At 47.5% G+C, this 17,589-nt stretch carries 13 protein-coding genes and 3 tRNA genes; 14 read left to right on the forward strand and 2 right to left on the reverse strand.

All coding sequences use genetic code 11. From position 1 onward, the window contains the following. Nucleotides 1-128 precede the first annotated feature (128 nt). Both VSQ62_RS01455 and VSQ62_RS01460 read left to right on the forward strand, forming a co-directional pair. The gene (locus tag VSQ62_RS01455) at nucleotides 129-626 is read left to right on the forward strand and encodes a hypothetical protein (RefSeq protein ID WP_334632786.1); all 498 of its coding nucleotides are present in this window, start codon (nucleotides 129-131) and stop codon (nucleotides 624-626) included. Nucleotides 627-732: 106 nt separating this feature from the next. Continuing rightward, on the forward strand, nucleotides 733-3,201 hold the full coding sequence (locus VSQ62_RS01460) for a hypothetical protein (RefSeq protein WP_334632787.1): 2,469 nt from the start codon (nucleotides 733-735) through the stop codon (nucleotides 3,199-3,201). Between the two features lie 675 nt (nucleotides 3,202-3,876). On the opposite strand, the gene VSQ62_RS01465 is transcribed toward VSQ62_RS01460, so the two are convergent. Then, nucleotides 3,877-4,425 carry a DUF6512 family protein gene (locus VSQ62_RS01465; RefSeq protein ID WP_334632788.1) on the reverse strand — a complete coding sequence of 183 codons (549 nt, stop codon included), beginning with the start codon at nucleotides 4,423-4,425 and terminating at the stop codon, nucleotides 3,877-3,879. Between the two features lie 269 nt (nucleotides 4,426-4,694). Between VSQ62_RS01465 and VSQ62_RS01470 the strand changes: the two genes are divergently transcribed. From VSQ62_RS01470 to VSQ62_RS01495, 6 genes are all read left to right on the forward strand, one after another. Further along, a complete protein-coding gene (locus tag VSQ62_RS01470; protein WP_334632789.1) occupies nucleotides 4,695-6,485 on the forward strand; it encodes a hypothetical protein in 1,791 nt (596 codons plus the stop codon). 320 nt (nucleotides 6,486-6,805) lie between these two features. Then, nucleotides 6,806-6,878: transfer RNA gene (locus VSQ62_RS01475), tRNA-Lys, on the forward strand. 81 nt (nucleotides 6,879-6,959) lie between these two features. Next, complete coding sequence (locus tag VSQ62_RS01480) at nucleotides 6,960-8,201, forward strand: aminopeptidase P N-terminal domain-containing protein (protein ID WP_334632790.1); 1,242 nt, start codon at nucleotides 6,960-6,962, stop codon at nucleotides 8,199-8,201. Nucleotides 8,202-8,271: 70 nt separating this feature from the next. Then, nucleotides 8,272-8,343: transfer RNA gene (locus VSQ62_RS01485), tRNA-Glu, on the forward strand. Between the two features lie 52 nt (nucleotides 8,344-8,395). Beyond that, a tRNA-Cys gene (locus tag VSQ62_RS01490) sits at nucleotides 8,396-8,467 on the forward strand. Nucleotides 8,468-8,625: 158 nt separating this feature from the next. Further along, nucleotides 8,626-9,939: an RNA-binding domain-containing protein gene (locus tag VSQ62_RS01495; protein WP_334632791.1), complete on the forward strand. Its 1,314-nt coding sequence runs from the start codon at nucleotides 8,626-8,628 to the stop codon at nucleotides 9,937-9,939. A gap of 114 nt (nucleotides 9,940-10,053) precedes the next feature. Here VSQ62_RS01495 and VSQ62_RS01500 read toward each other — a convergent pair whose 3' ends face one another. Further along, complete coding sequence (locus tag VSQ62_RS01500) at nucleotides 10,054-11,898, reverse strand: methyl-accepting chemotaxis protein (protein ID WP_334632792.1); 1,845 nt, start codon at nucleotides 11,896-11,898, stop codon at nucleotides 10,054-10,056. 267 nt (nucleotides 11,899-12,165) lie between these two features. On the opposite strand from VSQ62_RS01500, the gene VSQ62_RS01505 reads away from it, so the two are divergent. The 6 genes from VSQ62_RS01505 (at nucleotide 12,166) to VSQ62_RS01530 (ending at nucleotide 17,575) form a co-directional block, all read left to right on the forward strand. Continuing rightward, nucleotides 12,166-13,101, forward strand: coding sequence for a lytic transglycosylase domain-containing protein (locus VSQ62_RS01505; protein ID WP_334632793.1), 936 nt, complete (start codon nucleotides 12,166-12,168; stop codon nucleotides 13,099-13,101). Between the two features lie 210 nt (nucleotides 13,102-13,311). Next, the gene (gene flgB / locus VSQ62_RS01510; protein ID WP_334632794.1) at nucleotides 13,312-13,686 is read left to right on the forward strand and encodes a flagellar basal body rod protein FlgB; all 375 of its coding nucleotides are present in this window, start codon (nucleotides 13,312-13,314) and stop codon (nucleotides 13,684-13,686) included. A 42-nt stretch (nucleotides 13,687-13,728) separates the two neighbouring features. Continuing rightward, complete coding sequence (gene fliE / locus VSQ62_RS01515; RefSeq protein ID WP_502957800.1) at nucleotides 13,729-14,085, forward strand: flagellar hook-basal body complex protein FliE; 357 nt, start codon at nucleotides 13,729-13,731, stop codon at nucleotides 14,083-14,085. A gap of 140 nt (nucleotides 14,086-14,225) precedes the next feature. Then, nucleotides 14,226-15,821 carry a flagellar basal-body MS-ring/collar protein FliF gene (gene fliF, locus VSQ62_RS01520; RefSeq protein WP_334632796.1) on the forward strand — a complete coding sequence of 532 codons (1,596 nt, stop codon included), beginning with the start codon at nucleotides 14,226-14,228 and terminating at the stop codon, nucleotides 15,819-15,821. Continuing rightward, on the forward strand, nucleotides 15,808-16,824 hold the full coding sequence (gene fliG / locus VSQ62_RS01525; protein WP_334632797.1) for a flagellar motor switch protein FliG: 1,017 nt from the start codon (nucleotides 15,808-15,810) through the stop codon (nucleotides 16,822-16,824). Before fliF ends, fliG begins: the two co-directional genes overlap by 14 nt. After that, nucleotides 16,808-17,575 (forward strand): FliH/SctL family protein, encoded by a 768-nt coding sequence (locus VSQ62_RS01530; RefSeq protein WP_334632798.1) that lies wholly within the window; start codon nucleotides 16,808-16,810, stop codon nucleotides 17,573-17,575. The genes fliG and VSQ62_RS01530 overlap by 17 nt, the downstream gene beginning before the upstream one ends. The last annotated feature ends 14 nt before the right edge of the window (nucleotides 17,576-17,589 follow it).

Raw genomic sequence — 17,589 nt, forward strand, 5'->3', positions numbered from 1 at the left:
GAAGGCGAGGGGGCGCTACCGAAGAAAAGGAGGAAGGCAAATGCGAAGCATTTATTAGGATGCCTTCCGACGAAATGCCGCCGAGCGAAGGCGAGGGGGCGCTACCGAAGAAAAGGAGGAAGATTACAATGAGAAACATGAGAAGAATTATGACGGCAGCAGCGCTGTCCATGGTGTTCGGACTTACCGCCTGCGGCGGTTCGGACAAAGGAGGCGCGTCTGACGGAGGCTATTCATTCACCAGCGGGTCCACGAAGATCGAGATGGGTGCGGACGCATCCAAGGTGATTGAAGGGCTGGGCGAAGCAGATGAATACTTTGAATCTGAGAGCTGTGCTTTCGAAGGACTCGACAAGGTGTATACCTATCCGGGCTTTAAATTGAATACTTATCCTGACGGAGACAAGGATTATGTATTGTCCGTTGTGTTCATGGACGATACGGTGTCCACCGACAAAGGTATCAGTATCGGAAGCACGAAGGATGAGGTAACAGACGTTTACGGAGAGGCTTCGGAAGAATCCGCGGCTAAGCTGGTCTATGAGAGCGGGGACACAGAGCTTGCGATCGGTCTGAACGGAGACAGCGTGTCGTCCGTGGAGATCAGCGCGGTGGTGGAAGAGTAGGAGCTGCTCGCTATCATATCAACGGGAAGGAGGAATGCGTGCAAGTGAAGTTATGTAGAGGATAAAATATAATTCAGCAACAAAGGTATTATGGAGGAAAAGAAAAATGAGAGTTTGCAAGAGACAAATGAAAGGAAAGATTGTCTTTGCACTGCTGTTGGCGATGCTGGTTACATTGGTTTGGCCTGTCAGCAGTTATGCAGATGAATTAGGCGATGGAACAGCTGCGGATACAGTTGAAAAGGACGCTGAGAATGGTTCGGATGAATCGGTCGATGCAGGTGATGATTCTGTTCCGGAGACAGAGGACGAGCCGGAATCTGAGGATAAAGATGAGGCTGAGACTGACGGGAAGGATAGTGAACCTGAAGAGTCTGGTAATCAGTCAGATGTGCAGACAGATGAGTTAGAAGAGAAGGTTTCGGGAAGCAAAAAGGAACTGGAGCAAAATGAATCTAAAATGGACTCAAAGCTGGAGCTTGCATCTGTTGTGCTGGATAAGAACGGACAGAAGATAAAAAAGGGTGAAAAATTAGAGATTACAATAGGTGTAGCTAATGAAAGCGATGTGGAATTGCCGGAAAGCGGAAAGGTTATATTTGCTGCGGCAGCGTCAGATGAATGTGAACCTGTTGAAGTGACGCTGACGCTGGGAGAAGATTTCAAATATCATGGAAGCCTGACAACAGAAGATATGTATCCTTGTGAGTGGTATATTGACTATATTAAAATTGGACAAGTATGGACAAATAATGAATTTCCGGATAAAGGAACAGATCCGTATTATGTGTATATTTATGATGGTGATACTTATGATGATTCGGCATTTGATGTGAATATTGTTTTTTCGGCATTGGATGAGAAAGGGAATTACTACACTGTCGGTGAGGTTAAGAAGGAAAACGTACAGCGCCGTCAGTCGTTGAAAGAAGTTGGGGTCATATTTCCGGAAATGAAATCTGATTATGAGGGACTTACCCAGATTGGTTGGAAGGAAGAAGGGGGAAGAATAGAAGTTACAGAAAATACGCAGTTCTTCGAGCTCTCAAAACACTCTGGAACGGTAAATATCATTGCGCAATATGACAAAAGCTTTATACGAGCAAGATATATATATCCAGGAAGAAGAGTAGACAGATTATTCTTGTTTGAGCAGGGAGAAGTCTTTGGAAATATTTTGAAGCAAATCAAGAAATTTGTACCGGACGATTTTTCAGAGGAATATTCATTTATCGAATGGGAACCTGACATACTTCCTTACAAAGAAGATGAAGTAATCCCAGAGAAAGAAACTGAGCATTTAGTTGTTTTGAAGGCAAAGGTTGCTGAGGGAACATGGATACAGATAGTACGGGAATATTATGATCAGACGGGCAAGTGGTTTACAGAAAGAGAGGCTATGCTTGCGGAAGAAGGACTGACGGTTTATGGAGGATATGGTCTGGCAGCTAAATCAGAACAGCCGCCGTCTTATGAAGGGTTGAGATTCAAGGGATGGTTTCCTGGTATAATATGGAACGGGAACGATCCGGTAAAAAACGGAGAGGGTTTTTTGGTGATGGCCACATACGAGAACTGCCTGGTTCGGTACCTCATCAATACAGGTGATGAAGAGAAAATCTTTTGCCAGGTAGCGGAAAAGGGAGAGACTGTTACTGCGTTAACTGAATTTGAAGGTTTGGGTGAGGTTACCTGGAAGGAAGGCAAGGCGCCGGATGAAACATTTGTTGTTAATAATAATATGACATTCAGCGGAAGCGCGGAAGTAATCAAGAAACCGGCTGAACCATCCAAGCCATCCAATCCGTCAACCCCGTCAGGATCAACTTCTGGTTCAACCTCAGGAGATATAAAGTATCCCGACAAAGCCGTCAGTGTTGTTATCGAAGAGATCAATAGTTCAACGCCGGGACAGACCGTTCAGTTAAATATGAATTCATGGACTTCCGTGCCGACGGAAATCCTGCAGGCTGCAAAAGGGAAGGATGTGAATGTAGTTCTGTTGATGGACGGATATAGCTGGACGATCAACGGCAAAGATATACAGACTATATACAACAGGGATCGTACCGATCTTAAGGTGACCAAGAATACGAATAATATCCCGGGTTCAACGGTAACGGCCGTTGCAGGCGATAATCCAAGTCTGCAGATCTCTCTTGCACATGAAGGTGACTTCGGCTTCAAGGCGACACTGAGTATTGGTGTTGGTTCAGAGCATGCAGGAAAGTATGGCAATCTGTATTATCATGACAAAAACGGAAAGCTTGTATTCATTGACGCAGGCCAGATCGATTCAGAGGGCAATGTAAGCCTGGTGTTCAGCCATGCATCCGATTATCTGCTTGTAATATCAGATCAGGCTATGTCCCAGATAAATGTGCCGGAGAATCTGAAGCCGGCAGGAACGAACCAGAATGGCGCTGCATCTGCGGTGAACACAAACAGTAATGTCACAACAAGAAGTCCAAAGACCGGAGACTATACGGCGGTATATCCATGGCTGCTCTTATGTGCCGCGGCAGCGGGTTATACCATGGTATACAGTTCCAGAAGAAAACGTGTCCAGAAGTAATAGAGGATTTTAACCCGTAACTATCCCTGGGCCGAGAAGAAGAGCGGGATATCCGGCGGAAAACAAGTGAATACAAAGTAGCACAAAGAGACAAGGATCCACAGGGAGAAGGTTGCTGCCTGTGAGGTCCTTCTTGTGCATCTGCGGCAGAAATAGGCATCTGCAGCGAACGCGGAGATCAGCGCGGTGGTGGAAGAGTAGGAGTAAGAAAGGTTTAAGCATCCACAGTGATAGCAAGCATCGGATTGTGTCAACCGCAATCCGAAGGTCTTTTAAGATAGAGATAGAAGATTATCTATGGATATGTTATAATACTTGTGTTGTCCAACCTACACCCGGCAACGGGAGGAGGTGTTTTGCATGGAGTTATTCTTCACATTTCTTGTGACTGTCACAGCAGGTGTGGTTTGCCACCTCATCAGCAAATGGCTAGACAGGCACGACAAGGGCAACAAATAGCCTAGTGGATGCTTTGCCACTGTAAAAAGAAAAGAAGAATCCCTCGACTGTACGCTACTACGGTCGGGGGATTCGTTCTTTGCCTACATGGAATTCTCCACATTTCTTTGCCTACTGGCATTATAGCATATGCAAATTCTAATTGCAAGATACGTTTCATTTTTGCAAAATAAAAATTTATCCTTATCTGATATCGATCAGGATTTTAACCCGTAACTATCCCTGGGCCGAGAAGAAGAGCGGGATATCCGGCGGAAAACAAGTGAATACAAAGTAGCACAAAGAGACAAGGATCCACAGGGAGAAGGTTGCTGCCTGTGAGGTCCTTCTTGTGCATCTGCGGCAGAAATAAGCATCTGCAGCGAACGCGGAGAAGATGCTGAACACGAAGGTCAGGATGTCCATGACAAGGAAATTCCGTCCGATCATTCCCGTATAGGTATAGAACACGACAATCGTTGCGCCCACCGCACAGATGGCGGCAAGGAAACGGTGATAGAAGAAGCGCACGGCCTCCGGGCGGTATCTTAGATACTGCGCCGCCGATACGAATAGGATCGGGAAAAATAATAATTTCAAATGCTCCCAGACGGATTCGTTGATAGGGCAGATCAGGGCTATGAAGGCAGACCCTCCGCTTAATTGATAGAGGAAATGATTCAGGAAGCCAAGCAGGATCGCTGCGAGAGCATAAGGCATGTCCCGGGGAGCGATATATTTTCTCAGATGTATGCCGCAGGCTTTTATAATGTTCTTAATATGCATGAATGGCCTCCCTTTTCTGGTACAGCGGTATATTACGATACTGTCCGTTGTACTAATATATGTAAATGCGGGGAAGAATATGCCATTCCCAGATAGATTTGTCGAACGGTTTTTCTTGAACCGTCAAAAAAGATGTGCTAGAATAACCACATCAAAGAATTATATATGAGTCTCGTATATTCTTAGAAGTTCATTTTATCTACGGCAGGTCGCCGGATTATTTCAATGTCACAGAGTATTCAACAGGCTGTAACGCGGGAGGATTTTTAATGGAAAGAAACAGAATAATATATGACGGATTATGCTGCAAGGTGAATGTGAAGGCGGCATTTGTAGACAGATGTCTTCATACCCCGGAGATCTCTTCGAAGATGCTGACGAGAGCCGTCGCGGAGACGATGCGCCGGGATAAGCTGCTTCCGGTCGAAGACACAGGCCGGGGAGTCGTGGCGGTGAGGATGGAGCTTGACGAGGAGCGGAGGGAACAGATCTACGAGGATGTGTTCGGGAAAGGTCTCCGGGAGGGCGCCGGGGAGCAGTTGACAGAGGTGAACCAAAGGCTGTTAGAACCGATTGAGATGATGCATCTTAAGGAGATGCGGGTAGATGTGATACCGTTCCTTATGTACGCGATCGTCAGGAATGAACGCTGCAGAAGTATGCTGGAGAGGATTGCGGAGGATTGCGCGGACTCTTGTATAGACGCGTTCCGCCGGTCAGAGTATAATGCTGCGGCATACCTGCGTAAGTTCCTGCTGACGGAGAGAAGGGCGGCGAAGCTTGCGGCCGGTCTGATTCTCTTGCTCAGAGCCGGCGGTGACGGCGGGAATGAGGAGAGATACCGCGGGATCATGGATATTATCTATGCCGGATACCGTCCGCTGAAGAATGTGATCAAGAAGCTTGACTGCCTGGAAGGGGAGCAATATCGGGATTCTCTGGGCAAGGGGCTTGCGATGGAACTGGAACTATCCCGGATGGTGGTTCAGATGGTGATCGCAGAAGACCTGTCCGTTCCGATCGCAGAGGATTATGAGTTCTGCCAGGTGGTCTGTATGCTTAAAAGATATGAGGACGACCGCTTAAGAAGCCCGGGTCAGGAAACCGATATGACCGAGGGAAAGAGGATATACCGTGAGCTATTGCGGAAGCATTGGAATCCGGGCGCCTATTATGTGAGTGCATTCCTGGAGGATATTAACGAGGAGAACAATGCGTTATGGAGGCGGCTGGAAAGCCTGCTCGGACAATTTGGACTGGAGACGGCGGCGCTGTACGGCTTATGTCTGGAGAAATGGGAGGCGGAGGTCATGTGTGCCGTATTCGAAGAGAAGGACTGGGAACGGTACAAATATCTGCTTCTGGTTACGACCTTGTGCAAATATATCCAGCAGATCGAGGCAATGTATGAGAATGATGTACCGGAAGAGGTCCGATACCGCAGAGAATGTGAGGAAAACACCTTAAAAAGTGCTGAATATGAGAAGCGCAGGCTGGAACAGAAGATCTGCGGATTAGAACGGCAAGGGAAGGACAGGGAATGTAAGCTTGCGGAAGCACAGCGGCAGATAGAGCGGCTGAAAAGAGAAGCACTTAAGAGGGAGGAGAAGCATGAGAAAGACAAAGCAGAGCTTCGGGAACTGCAAAGCTGCATACTCCGCAGGAAGGAAGAGAGGACAGAAGAGGAGAAGCGGTCAGAAGAAGAGTTCCGTACAGGCAGGGATCGTTCTGGAATATGGATGAAGACTGAGAAAGATAAGGAAGAGGATAAGGAGGTCAGGATCGGGAAGCTGGATAAGAGCATCGTGATCGGCGGACATAGGAACTGGCAGAGGAAGATGAGACGCTGTCTTCCTAACAGCCAATTCCTGGAATCTGACCATATGCATTTTGATCCGGCGGTGCTCCATAATAAGAAGTATATTATTGTGAATACAGATATCTTAAAGCACGGGCTATACTATAAGATCATGAGCGAGAGGAAGAAGGGACAGAAGATCCTGTATGTTCATGGGAACAATATTGACCGCACGTTGAGAGAGCTTGCGGATCAATTGTGAACCGGTACGCCCGATCTATACATTGTGATTATATTGCTGCTCTTCTTATCTTCCGATTACAGAATGAGATTATGGCGGACATAATCTGATGCACGTTATATGTTGCTATAGGGTCTTCGGTTCTGCGTTCCTAAGACGGGACGCAGAATCCGAAGACGCCCGAAAGATGCCAGACAGAGAGGAAAAAGCGGGAAAAAAGCAGGGATATGAAAAAAATTTAAAAAAAGTGAAAAAAGTTGAAAAAAACTCTTGCATTATCATGAAAACTGTTATATAATATTACTTGCGTTGAGGAAATGCAAAAAGAAAATAAGAGTTCCGCGCGATTAGCTCAGTTGGTAGAGCACCTGACTCTTAATCAGGGTGTCCAGGGTTCGAGCCCCTGATCGCGCACTCAAAATCACTGTTTTTGGAGACTTTGAATGGCTCCGGGGGCGGTGGTTTTTTTATATCTGAGAAGGAGCGCGATAATTCATGGAAGCAATATTTTATTTGGAGAACAGAAGGACATTTGCAGAACATATGAATCCCGGTGAACTGGCAGTTTTTTTAAGCGGTGAACTGCTTCGTAAGTCAGCGGATGATGATTATGGATTCTGGGCAAACCGGAATTTTGTATATTTGACGGGAATAGAGCAGAGAGACAGTATTCTGTTCTTATGCAAAGAAGAAGAGGGGTATACTGAGAAGTTGTTCATCCTTCCGCCGGATGCATTCGAAGAGAGGTGGAACGGAGCGAGGATCAAGCCTGACAGGGCGGCAGAGGTATCCGGGATCAACGATATAAGATATCTGGAGGAATGGCAGTCCTGCCTTGCCGATACGATCAGGAAGAATAAGATCCGTTCGGTCTGCCTGGATCTGGATCACAAAGAGGGACGCAGGAATTGGAACGGAGCAGATTGGATGAGGCGGTACATAGAGACTGGATACCCGGAGATGGAGATCAGGAATTCTCTTCCGATACTTAAGAAGATGCGTCTGATCAAGAAGCCTTGTGAGATAGAAGCTCTGGAACGTGCGGAACAGATCACGAAGGCAGGAATAGTGGCAATGATGGAACACTCCAGGCCAGGAATGTACGAATACCAGTATAAAGCCGAGTATGATTATGCTCTGGCTCAGCACGGTGTGCTGGAGCCTGGTTTCTCATCTATTATCAGTGCGGGAAAGAATAACTTCTGTATCCATTATGACAGCTACAGGGGCAAAGCGGCAGACGGAGATATGGTGTTGAACGACGTCGGGGTCAGGTGGGATCATCTGGTGACGGACGTATCCAGAGGATGGCCGTGCAACGGGAAATATTCGGAGAGACAGAAGTTATTATACGAATGCGCGTACCGGACGTCACAGCATATGTTTGAGATCTTAAAGCCGGGAATACCTATGCCGGACGTTGATAAGATGATTCGGGAATATAATTACGGACAATTGAAGGAAGCCGGAGTGTGCTGTTCCTATGATGAGATCGGGACTTATATGTGGCACGGCGGAGCGCATCATATCGGTTTTGATGTGCATGATATGGTGTCGGCGAGAGAGGCAGTGACAGAGGCAGGCATGGTGTTCTGCGTGGATATCGGAATCTATCATGAAGAATGGGGAATCGGCTTCCGTCTGGAGGACAACTGTCTGATCACGGCGGGGGGATGCAGGAATCTCTCGGCGGATATTCCAAGGACGGTCGAAGAGATAGAATCGGTCATGAAGTAAAAAAATACTTGCAAAAGCCAGATGGTTGTGTTAGAATAGACAACGGTCGCACTTGAAGTGAGACCGTTATGGCTCCGTGGTCAAGCGGTTAAGACATCGCCCTTTCACGGCGGTAACACGGGTTCGATTCCCGTCGGAGTCATCGCACGTAAGCGGTTAAAAGGCAACCGTTAAGTGCTTATAGTTCATAGCTAGGCGCAGTAGCCAAGTGGTAAGGCATGGGTCTGCAACACCCTGACTCACCGGTTCAAATCCGGTCTGCGCCTCTCAGAAACCCCGATTTTTCGGGGTTTTTTGTTATCTACGAGATAAGGCTGAAAAAACAGGTCTTAAGAAAAACAGTTGATGTCATTCTAACAAAATGATTGACAAGAATGAGTAGAATGAGTAGAATGTGGGTAGAATAAAATCAGGAGGCGGTCAATTGATTTTTCAGGAAAGCGAAACGGTTGAACTAAAAGCAATTGTAGTGGAGGATATTAAAAAAGAAGTCATTGCTTTTGCAAACTGTGAGGGAGGAAAACTGTATATAGGCGTTCAGGATGACGGAACTGTGTCAGGACTGGATAACCCAGACGAAACTTCTTTGCAAATCAGCAATATGGTTCGAGATGCAATTAAACCGGATCTGACGATGTTTCTTCATTATGAAACAGTAACGGTAGATGGAAAGAAAATCGTTGCAGTTGATATTCAGCAGGGAACAGAGCGACCATATTATATTGCCAAAAAAGGCTTGCGTCCTGAAGGCGTTTATGTCCGTCAAGGTTATTCCTCTGTTCCGGCTACAAATACTGCAATCCGTCGCATGATTAAAGAAACTGACGGAGATCATTTTGAAGAAATGCGGTCTTTGGAACAAAATTTAACCTTTGAAAGTGCAAAAAAAGTATTTGCTGAACGAAATGTAAAGTTTGGTCTCACACAAATGAAAACATTGGGAATGGTAACACAGGATGGTGTCTATACAAACTTGGGGTTACTGCTTTCGGATCAGTGTGTGCATACAATTAAAGCCGCTGTTTTTCAAGGTACAACGCAGAGTGAATTTAAGGATCGGAGAGAATTCTCCGGCTCCTTGTTTCGGCAGATGGATGAAGCATATGATTTTATTGATTTCCGTAATCAGACACACTCAACCTTTGATAAGTTATATCGTATTGACAGACGGGATTATCCGGAAACAGCAGTCAGGGAAGCTCTTTTGAATCTTCTTGTGCATCGTGAATATTCATTCCGCGCCAGTACTTTCATCAGCCTTTATGCAGACAGACTTGAATTTACCTCTATTGGTGGTCTGGTAAGCGGTGTGTCTTTAAAAGATGTAACAATGGGTATTTCCGTCTGTCGGAACTTCAAACTGGCAAATGTATTTTACCGTTTGGAATTGATAGAAGCCTATGGAACCGGAATTATAAAAATCATGGAAGCGTATGAGGGAACCGGAATGATACCGCAGATTGAAACATCTGATAATGCATTTAAAATTACTCTCCCTAATCTGAATGCAATGCCTGAACCCGCAAGGCAAATGCAAGTAAATCCAGAGAAAGGCACACCAGAAGAAAAAGTGATTGCTCTGACAAAGCAACGGGGATTTATTACAAGAAAAGAAATAGAAATACTGCTTGGTATAGGTCAGTCATCATGCGGACGGCTGCTAAAAAAATTGATTGAAAAGGGTCTGCTTATCCAAGAAGGAAAGGGCAAGAACACCCATTATTGTCTTCCGCAGTAAAATAAATAATTTCTAAGAAAAGGCAAGGACTTAACGATCCTCGTTTTTTTGCACTTGAAAAGGAGGCAGCGGCTTATAAGCCGCTGCCTCCTCTGTATAAGATTGTATATTATCTTAATATTTCGCCATATCATCCACGAATGAACTCTTGAATCCGGTTCTCTCCGGTTCCGGGGCAGGCGTCTCCGGAATATATGGATCAAAATCATCTTCTACCGTAAGCGGAGCCATAGCTTCCGGGGCAGCCGGCACAGGCGCCGGAGCGGACGCTGCCATAGGCGCTGCCATGCTCTTCAGACGGAAACGTCCTACCAGGCTCTTAAGCAGGCTGGACTGGCTGAATAATTCTTCGCTGGCAGCAGCGCTCTGCTGGGCTGTAGCGGAATTGGTCTGAACAACGGAAGAGATCTGGTCGATACCGACGGTAACCTGCTGGATCCCTTCTGCCTGCATATCGGAAGCTTCTGTAATAGAAGCCATATTCGCTGCGATCTTCTGGGAGCTTGCAACTACCTTCACCAGAGAACTCTGAGTATCGGCCGCGATCTGATTGCCTTCGGTTACGGCAGCTAAGGAGTTGCTGATCAGTGCGGTAGTATCCTTCGCCGCTTCCTGACTCTTGGAAGCAAGGCTTCTTACTTCGTCCGCAACTACCGCGAAGCCCTTGCCGGCTTCTCCTGCACGGGCAGCCTCGACGGCGGCGTTCAGCGCCAGGATGTTAGTCTGGAATGCGATATCTTCAATAGTCTTGATGATCTTCTCAATCTCGCTGGAGCAGTCGTTGATCTTCGTCATGGCAGCCATCATAGATTCCATCATCTGGTTGCTGCTGTCGATCTCGGCGGCTGTCAGGGTGATCTGTTCGTTGATGCTGCGTGCATTATGAGCGGTCTCGTTAACCTTATCGGATAATTCGCTTAGGGTTGCAACCAATTCTTCTACAGAACTTGCCTGCTCTGTCGCGCCCTGGCTTAACGCCTGTGCGCCGCTGGATACCTGTTCGGATCCGTCTGCTACCTGGTCGGACGCCTGATGGAGCTGGCTCATGGCGTCGTTCATGTTCTCCAGGATCTTATTGCCGGAATGCTTGATAGACTCAAACTCCCCGAGATAGTCCATATCCATGGAGATACTTAAGTCTCCGTCCGCCATAGAATCCATCCGGCTGCAGATATGCGCTATGTAACTTGACAATGTCTTAAGAACAAAACGAAGATTATCGGCCAGGACGCCGAGTTCATCCTTCGACTGATAATGAATCTCCGAATGCATGTTGCCTTTCGCCATTGCTTTTACGGCTGTCTCGATCTCGGCGATCGGATAAGTAATATCACGAATTACCTTAAGGGCCATAAATACGGTGAAGACAAGACAGAATGCGGCCAATACAAGCAGGATCCATGTACAAATATTCTTGATCGAATGTCCGGACTCATAATACGTGTCAGCCTCAGTCTGTGCCGCCGCGATAAATTTGTCGACAATCTCGGAAAAGGCAGTTCCGGCCTGAGCGTATTCACCGTTCAGTACGACGATGGCATTATCCTTGTCGCCGGCGGTGAGGTAGTCAAGGGCGGATTGTCTGGCGGATGCAAGGTCATCCGCGGCATTGTTGAGTGTGGTCAGCAGTGACGGATCACCTTTATAAGATTCTCTCAGAGTATCAAGGGCGGTATTCATCTTCGCTGCTACCCCGTCGATCTCATCCAGCAAGGCCTGGGCTGTTGCATCATCAGTGGCCACAGCGGCGCGGTACATGTTCAGCTGAATCTTACGTGTGGAGGTCTGTGCTTCCAGAGAAGACTCCACCATAGGATACGGCGTATCATAGAAATCTTCCAGTCCGCCAAGTACACTGCTCAGTCCGATGTTCGCCGCGACAATTGCGATAATAAAGAACAATATCGAAATGCCGAATGAGAGAGCGAGCTTACTCCTCACTTTTAAGTTTTTTAACACGATTCATTCCTCCTATTTGCTTTAATATAAAAATACAATGTATAAATCTATTTTATTACGATTTTGCTTGAATGTAAATATCTGATTTGCTGGTTTTGTACCATATTTTGTTGGAATTTGTTAAAAAGATATGGAAAATATGTGAAAACGAAAAAAAATAAACAAAATGTCTTTTCATTGGGGCTTAAAAATGGTATAAATATAATGTTAAACAATAGATTGGTTTTAAGGGTATATGATTTTGGCAAGAGCCGGGAGACAGAGATTATGGCAGTAGACTATACAATTTATGAGAACTGGTACAAGTATATGAGCAGTGTTTTGAATCAGATACAGGGCGGCGCGGATTATCAAGGGACGTCTTTGGCGGGCCGGGCGGCAGTGTCGGATCAGAGCTTTACGAAAGAATTTATGAACACCCTGCAGAGATTAAGAGGGAACACGGTCTGGGATGCAGCGGGAAGCGGAAGCGTGTACGGCGCCGGGAGAGCGTCCGCAGGCAGGGAAGCGGCACAGATACAGACTGGATCTGAGAGCATGGATGCGATCTTCGAGGAAGCGGCAGAACGGTACAATGTACCGCTGAATCTTCTGAAGGCCATCGGAAAGGCAGAATCAGGCTTTAATGCCAATGCGGTTTCACCTGCCGGAGCCCAGGGGGTTATGCAGTTGATGCCTTCCACGGCCAGGGCGCTCGGCGTTGACGATCCCTTTGATGCAAGAAGCAACATCATGGGGGGCGCACGATATATAGCCGAGAAGCTGAATCAATATAACGGAGACATAGAACTGGCGCTGGCAGCATACAATGCAGGAAGCGGGAACGTTGCAAAATACGGAGGGGTCCCGCCTTTCGCGGAGACGAGGAATTATATCAGCAGAATCAAAGGTTATATGAACGGTGACTTGACTACGGGCAAGACAGTAGAAAAAAGCGCATCCGGTTCGGAGAGCGCAGACGGGGATTCGCGCCAGCTATCCGGTACAAGCCTGAATTATCAGGACTGGCTGCAGGTAGGGCTGTCTTCGGGATATCTGTCGGCAGCGGGCAGTAAGTCCCTGCAGAGTACATATGATCTGACGAAAGAGAACGCACAGTACTTTGTCGATATGATGAGACTTCAGATGCTCAGCAGAGTCAGCTCTCTGAGTACATTGAACTGGTCTTCGGACAATTCGGACGGGAATAATTTCTTTCTATAAGTAAGAAATTATAACAGAAGCGTTTGAGGGAATATATAAATAATATATGAGCTTCTGGAAGGAATTCCCGGCCTGAAAAATTACTAAAACAGTACGAAAAGTGTGGACTTTTTGCGAAATGAGCGATATAATGAATGAGAATGGCTGTATGATGTCATTTTTTAGCGAAATAAGGCAGAAGAAAATATATTATGAGGAAGTGGTGACACGATGTTTGGAAATACAATTTCAATGGCGCATAAAGCGATGGATTTTCTCTGGAAGAAGCAGGAAGTGATCGCGTCGAATATTGCGAATGTAGATACGCCGGGCTATAAGAATAAGAATGTTGCCTTCGAAGATATTTATCGGAGACGCCTGCAGGCGGCGAGCAAGACGAAGAACAGCGCGACGATGCGTCAGGCGATCGAGCAGGCGGACTGCCTGCAGTATAGCTGGGACAGCTCGGGAAGAGTAGATGAGAATAATGTCAATGCAGATGTTGAGAATACGAAGATGGCAAGGACGACGCTGCATTATCAATATCTTCTGCAGACGGTTACCAACGACATTAAGAGATACCAGAGTGCGATTAAGTCGCAATAGTTGTTTTGTACAGGATAGTTTTTAGGAAAGGACTGACATAATATTATGGAAGAGATGTTTATCACTCCAATACAACCGCTGGACTTGACCGGGAAGATAACCCCGATCCAGCCTCTTAGAAGCCTGTCTGAAGTACAGGGGACCGGCGTATCCGCGCAGGTAGAGGGGGCAGAAGGGATATCGGCGTTCAAGTCTATTTTCGAAGAGATGATAGGGAATGTAAGATCGACAGAGGACACGCTGGTGAAGCAGCAGTATCTTCTGGCGACAGGACAGATTGAGGATCCACATACAGTTGGAATTGCATCATCAGAGGCACAGCTTGCGGTAGATATGCTGGTGTCTTTGAGAACAAAGGCGTTGGAAGCTTACAATGAGATTATGCGTATCAGCCTGTAGGCATGTATAATCCATACCAGATACCTTGCTGAGATGTCAGAGTATCTGGTATGGATTATATGGATTATGTTGGTGTGTGCGGGCGGATATTTTTTGCTGCAATTATGCGGCACTAAAAATCGAGAAGAGAGTTGTGGATCATGAAAGAAAAGATTGGACAGTTTAAAGAATTTGTAGGCAGATTCAGCCGGAAGACGATCGCGCTGGTGGTCGCCGGGGTGGTTGTTCTGATCGCGGCGGCGATCGTGATCGCGGTTGTCCTGAACAACCGGCCGTATACAGAGTTGTTCTCGGGGCTGGGTCAGGAAGAGGCGCAGCAGATCGTTGATAAGCTGCAGGAAGATGAAATAGATTACCGCTTTAACGGAGAATCCACGATCATGGTTAAGAAGGATGTGGTGGATCAGGTTAAGGCTACCCTGGTTCAGGAGGGGTATCCGAAGAGCGGATTTACATATGATACATTCAAAGATAACGCGGGGATGCTGACGACGGATTCGGATAAGAATACCTATAAGCTCTATGAGCTTCAGGACCGTATCGGAGCTACCATCCGCTTGTTTGACGGAGTGAAGGACGCTAAGGTAACGATCGCTCTTGGAGAAGAGAGCAGGTATGCGCTGAATGACGATGGAGAGAAGTCCAGCGCAACGGCGGTCGTGACTATGAAAGACGGCGGTTCTCCTACGGCGGAGCAGGCGGTTGCGATTCAGCGGCTCGTGTCGAAGAGTATTCCGGAGATGGAGCTTGAGGATGTGGCCGTGTTCGACGGCAACGGCAATGATATTTCTTCGAATGCGGAGAACAATAGCCTGAACGGCGGTTCAACGGCGGATGAGCTTGCTCTGATCCTGGAGAATGCGATCGCGAATAATGTTATGAAGGTTCTGGGGCCTATATATGGTAATGAGAATGTCCGCGTGTCGGCCAAGGCGAAGGTCAACATGGAGAAGCTGGTCCGTGAATCGAAGACCTATAACACTCCTGATAAGATCGACGCGGAGGACAAGAGCGGGATCGTAAGCCATGAAGAGCTCTATAATGAGCAGACGGGCGGAGCAGACGGAGCAGGAGGCGTTGCGGGGACAGAGACCAACGCGGACGCGACAGAATATAACACAGACGGAACCACCGATGGGACCGGCGCATATAGTGAGAGTACAGTCAGGGATTACCTGGTCAATGAGGTGACGGAGCAGGGGCAGATCGATCCGGGCAACCTGGATGATCTGACGGTATCGGTTGCGATCAATGGCAATGGATACGGAAGTTTGAGAGAGAACCAGCTCCGATCCTTGGTAGGGAATGCGGCCGGTATCGCGGCGGACGTACAGGAAGAGAAGATTACGATCGTGAGCGCTCCGTTCGACGGTGTTGACAGTGATGATGATTCAGAAGAAGCTTCCTCCGGAAGAATTCTTGAGAATATACCGCTGTGGGCGATCATCGCAGGTATTGCGCTGATTCTGGTACTGATCGCAGTGATCGTGATCCTGGTAATCAGAAGACGCCGCAGACAGGATGAAGAAGAGGAAGAAGAACTGATCGAAGAGGAAGAAGAGGGAGAAGAGCTGCCGGATGTGCTTGATCTCAATGATGAGATCCAGGAGATCCAGAACGACAGAGGAATGCAGCTCAAGCAGAGCGTAAGGGAATTCGCGGAACAGAACGCGGAGATATCTGCGCAGCTTCTGAAGAACTGGCTGAATGGGGGTGTAGGAGATGGAGGAGACTAGAGAGAGTAAGCTGGCGCCGGAGCAGAAAGCGGCAGCGGTCATCGTATCGCTTGGAGCCGATAAGGCATCTAAGATCTATAAGCACCTGAGTGAGAGCGATATCGAGAGGCTGACCATAGAGGTGGCGAAGTTAGGTCACATCAGCCCGGATGAGATGGAACTGGTGCTGGATGAATTTTATAAGACCTGCCTGACTCAGAAGGTAGTGACCGACGGCGGTATGGAATACGCCAGGGCGGTACTTGAGAAGGCGTTCGGTGAGAGCACGGCGCAGTCCTTGCTGGATAAGCTGTCGAAGTCTCTGAAGATCCGGCCGTTCGAATTCATCCGCAAGAGCAATGCGAAGAATCTGATCTCATTCCTGCAGCATGAGAGACCGCAGACGATCGCGCTGGTATTGGCGTATGCGGATTCGGATCAGGCCTCCGCAGTTATCGGTGAGCTTCCCAAGGAGAAGCGGATCAAGGTGGTAGAGGCGATCGCCAGAATGGAGAGCGCGTCTCCGGAAGCCATCAAGGTTGTGGAAGATTCCTTAAGGAAGCGCTTCGAAGGTATGGTTACTACAGACGTCACTACGGTTGGCGGTATTGATTACATAGCAGACGTCATGAACCACATGGACAGGGCGAACGAGAAGTACATCTTCGACGAACTGGGCAAGAGCGACGAAGAGCTTGCCGAGACGATCCGCAAGAAGATGTTCGTATTCGAAGATATCGTATCTATGGACAACAGATCGATCCAGAGATTCATCCGCGAATGCGACGTCAAGGATATCGTATACGCTCTCAAAGGTTCCGACGAGAATATCAAAGAGCTTGTATTCTCCAACGTATCTTCACGTATGGCTGAGAGTATCCGGTCCGATCTTGAGATTACAGTCAATGTACGTCTGAGAGACGTAGAAGAAGCTCAGCAGCGTATTGTCGGCGTGATCAGAAGGTTAGAAGAAGCCGGAGAGCTGATTATTGTTAAGAGCGGAAAGGATGAAATCATTGCCTAGGATTGTAAAAGAACCAGAGAAAGAACAGGATATAAAGCCCTATGACTTTTTCGCGGGGTTCAGGATCGACAACCGGCTTAACAGCGAGGAAGAAGAGGATGACGGGGAAGAAGAGGAAGCTGAAGAAGAGCCGCAGATAGATCAGGCTGCCATTGAAGCGATGCTTGAAGAGGCAGAAGAGAAGGCGAGGATTCTTGTTAGCGACGCCAGGGCGCAGGCGGAGTATCTCCGCCGCAAGGCGTTCGAGGAAGGGCACGAGGAAGGCCGTCAGGCTGGGATCCGCGAAGCATATGACGAGCAGAGGAAGATACTGGACGAAGAGGTCAGGGAACTTCAGAATAATATATCCGAGGTCTTGCAGAGTGTCTCTATAGAGAAGGAGAAGCTTCTGGAGCAGTATGTGGATGATCTGAGGAAGATCTCGCTTGCCATAGCGGAGAAGATCGTTCAGACCAGCCTGCAGTCCAGCAGTGATATCATCAAGAGGATGATCCTTGCGGCTACGGATAAGATCACGAAGAAGCAATGGGCGAAGATATACATTACCAAGTGCAGCGCCGGCGTATCCATGGAGGTGGATGCGGAGTTTTTGGAGGCGCTGTCCCGCCTGTCGGATAATATTAAGATCGTTACGATGGATAATGGTGAAGAGGGAACCTGTATTATAGAGCTCCCGGACGAGATCATAGATGCAAGCGTAGGCACACAGTTAGAGAACATCAAGGACATCCTGAATAATGTCAGAGTATAACCGAGGTGAGAAGG

It is taken from the genome of Sporofaciens sp. JLR.KK001, from assembly GCF_036941055.1.
Taxonomy (GTDB): domain Bacteria; phylum Bacillota; class Clostridia; order Lachnospirales; family Lachnospiraceae; genus Sporofaciens.

Coding starts and splice junctions, on each gene's coding strand:
- VSQ62_RS01455 (WP_334632786.1), top strand. CDS start 129: ATGAGAAACATGAGAAGAATTATGACGGCAGCAGCGCTGTCCATGGTG.
- VSQ62_RS01460 (WP_334632787.1), top strand. CDS start 733: ATGAGAGTTTGCAAGAGACAAATGAAAGGAAAGATTGTCTTTGCACTG.
- VSQ62_RS01465 (WP_334632788.1), bottom strand. CDS start 4,425: ATGCATATTAAGAACATTATAAAAGCCTGCGGCATACATCTGAGAAAA.
- VSQ62_RS01470 (WP_334632789.1), top strand. CDS start 4,695: ATGGAAAGAAACAGAATAATATATGACGGATTATGCTGCAAGGTGAAT.
- VSQ62_RS01480 (WP_334632790.1), top strand. CDS start 6,960: ATGGAAGCAATATTTTATTTGGAGAACAGAAGGACATTTGCAGAACAT.
- VSQ62_RS01505 (WP_334632793.1), top strand. CDS start 12,166: ATGGCAGTAGACTATACAATTTATGAGAACTGGTACAAGTATATGAGC.
- flgB (WP_334632794.1), top strand. CDS start 13,312: ATGTTTGGAAATACAATTTCAATGGCGCATAAAGCGATGGATTTTCTC.
- fliF (WP_334632796.1), top strand. CDS start 14,226: ATGAAAGAAAAGATTGGACAGTTTAAAGAATTTGTAGGCAGATTCAGC.
- fliG (WP_334632797.1), top strand. CDS start 15,808: ATGGAGGAGACTAGAGAGAGTAAGCTGGCGCCGGAGCAGAAAGCGGCA.
- VSQ62_RS01530 (WP_334632798.1), top strand. CDS start 16,808: ATGAAATCATTGCCTAGGATTGTAAAAGAACCAGAGAAAGAACAGGAT.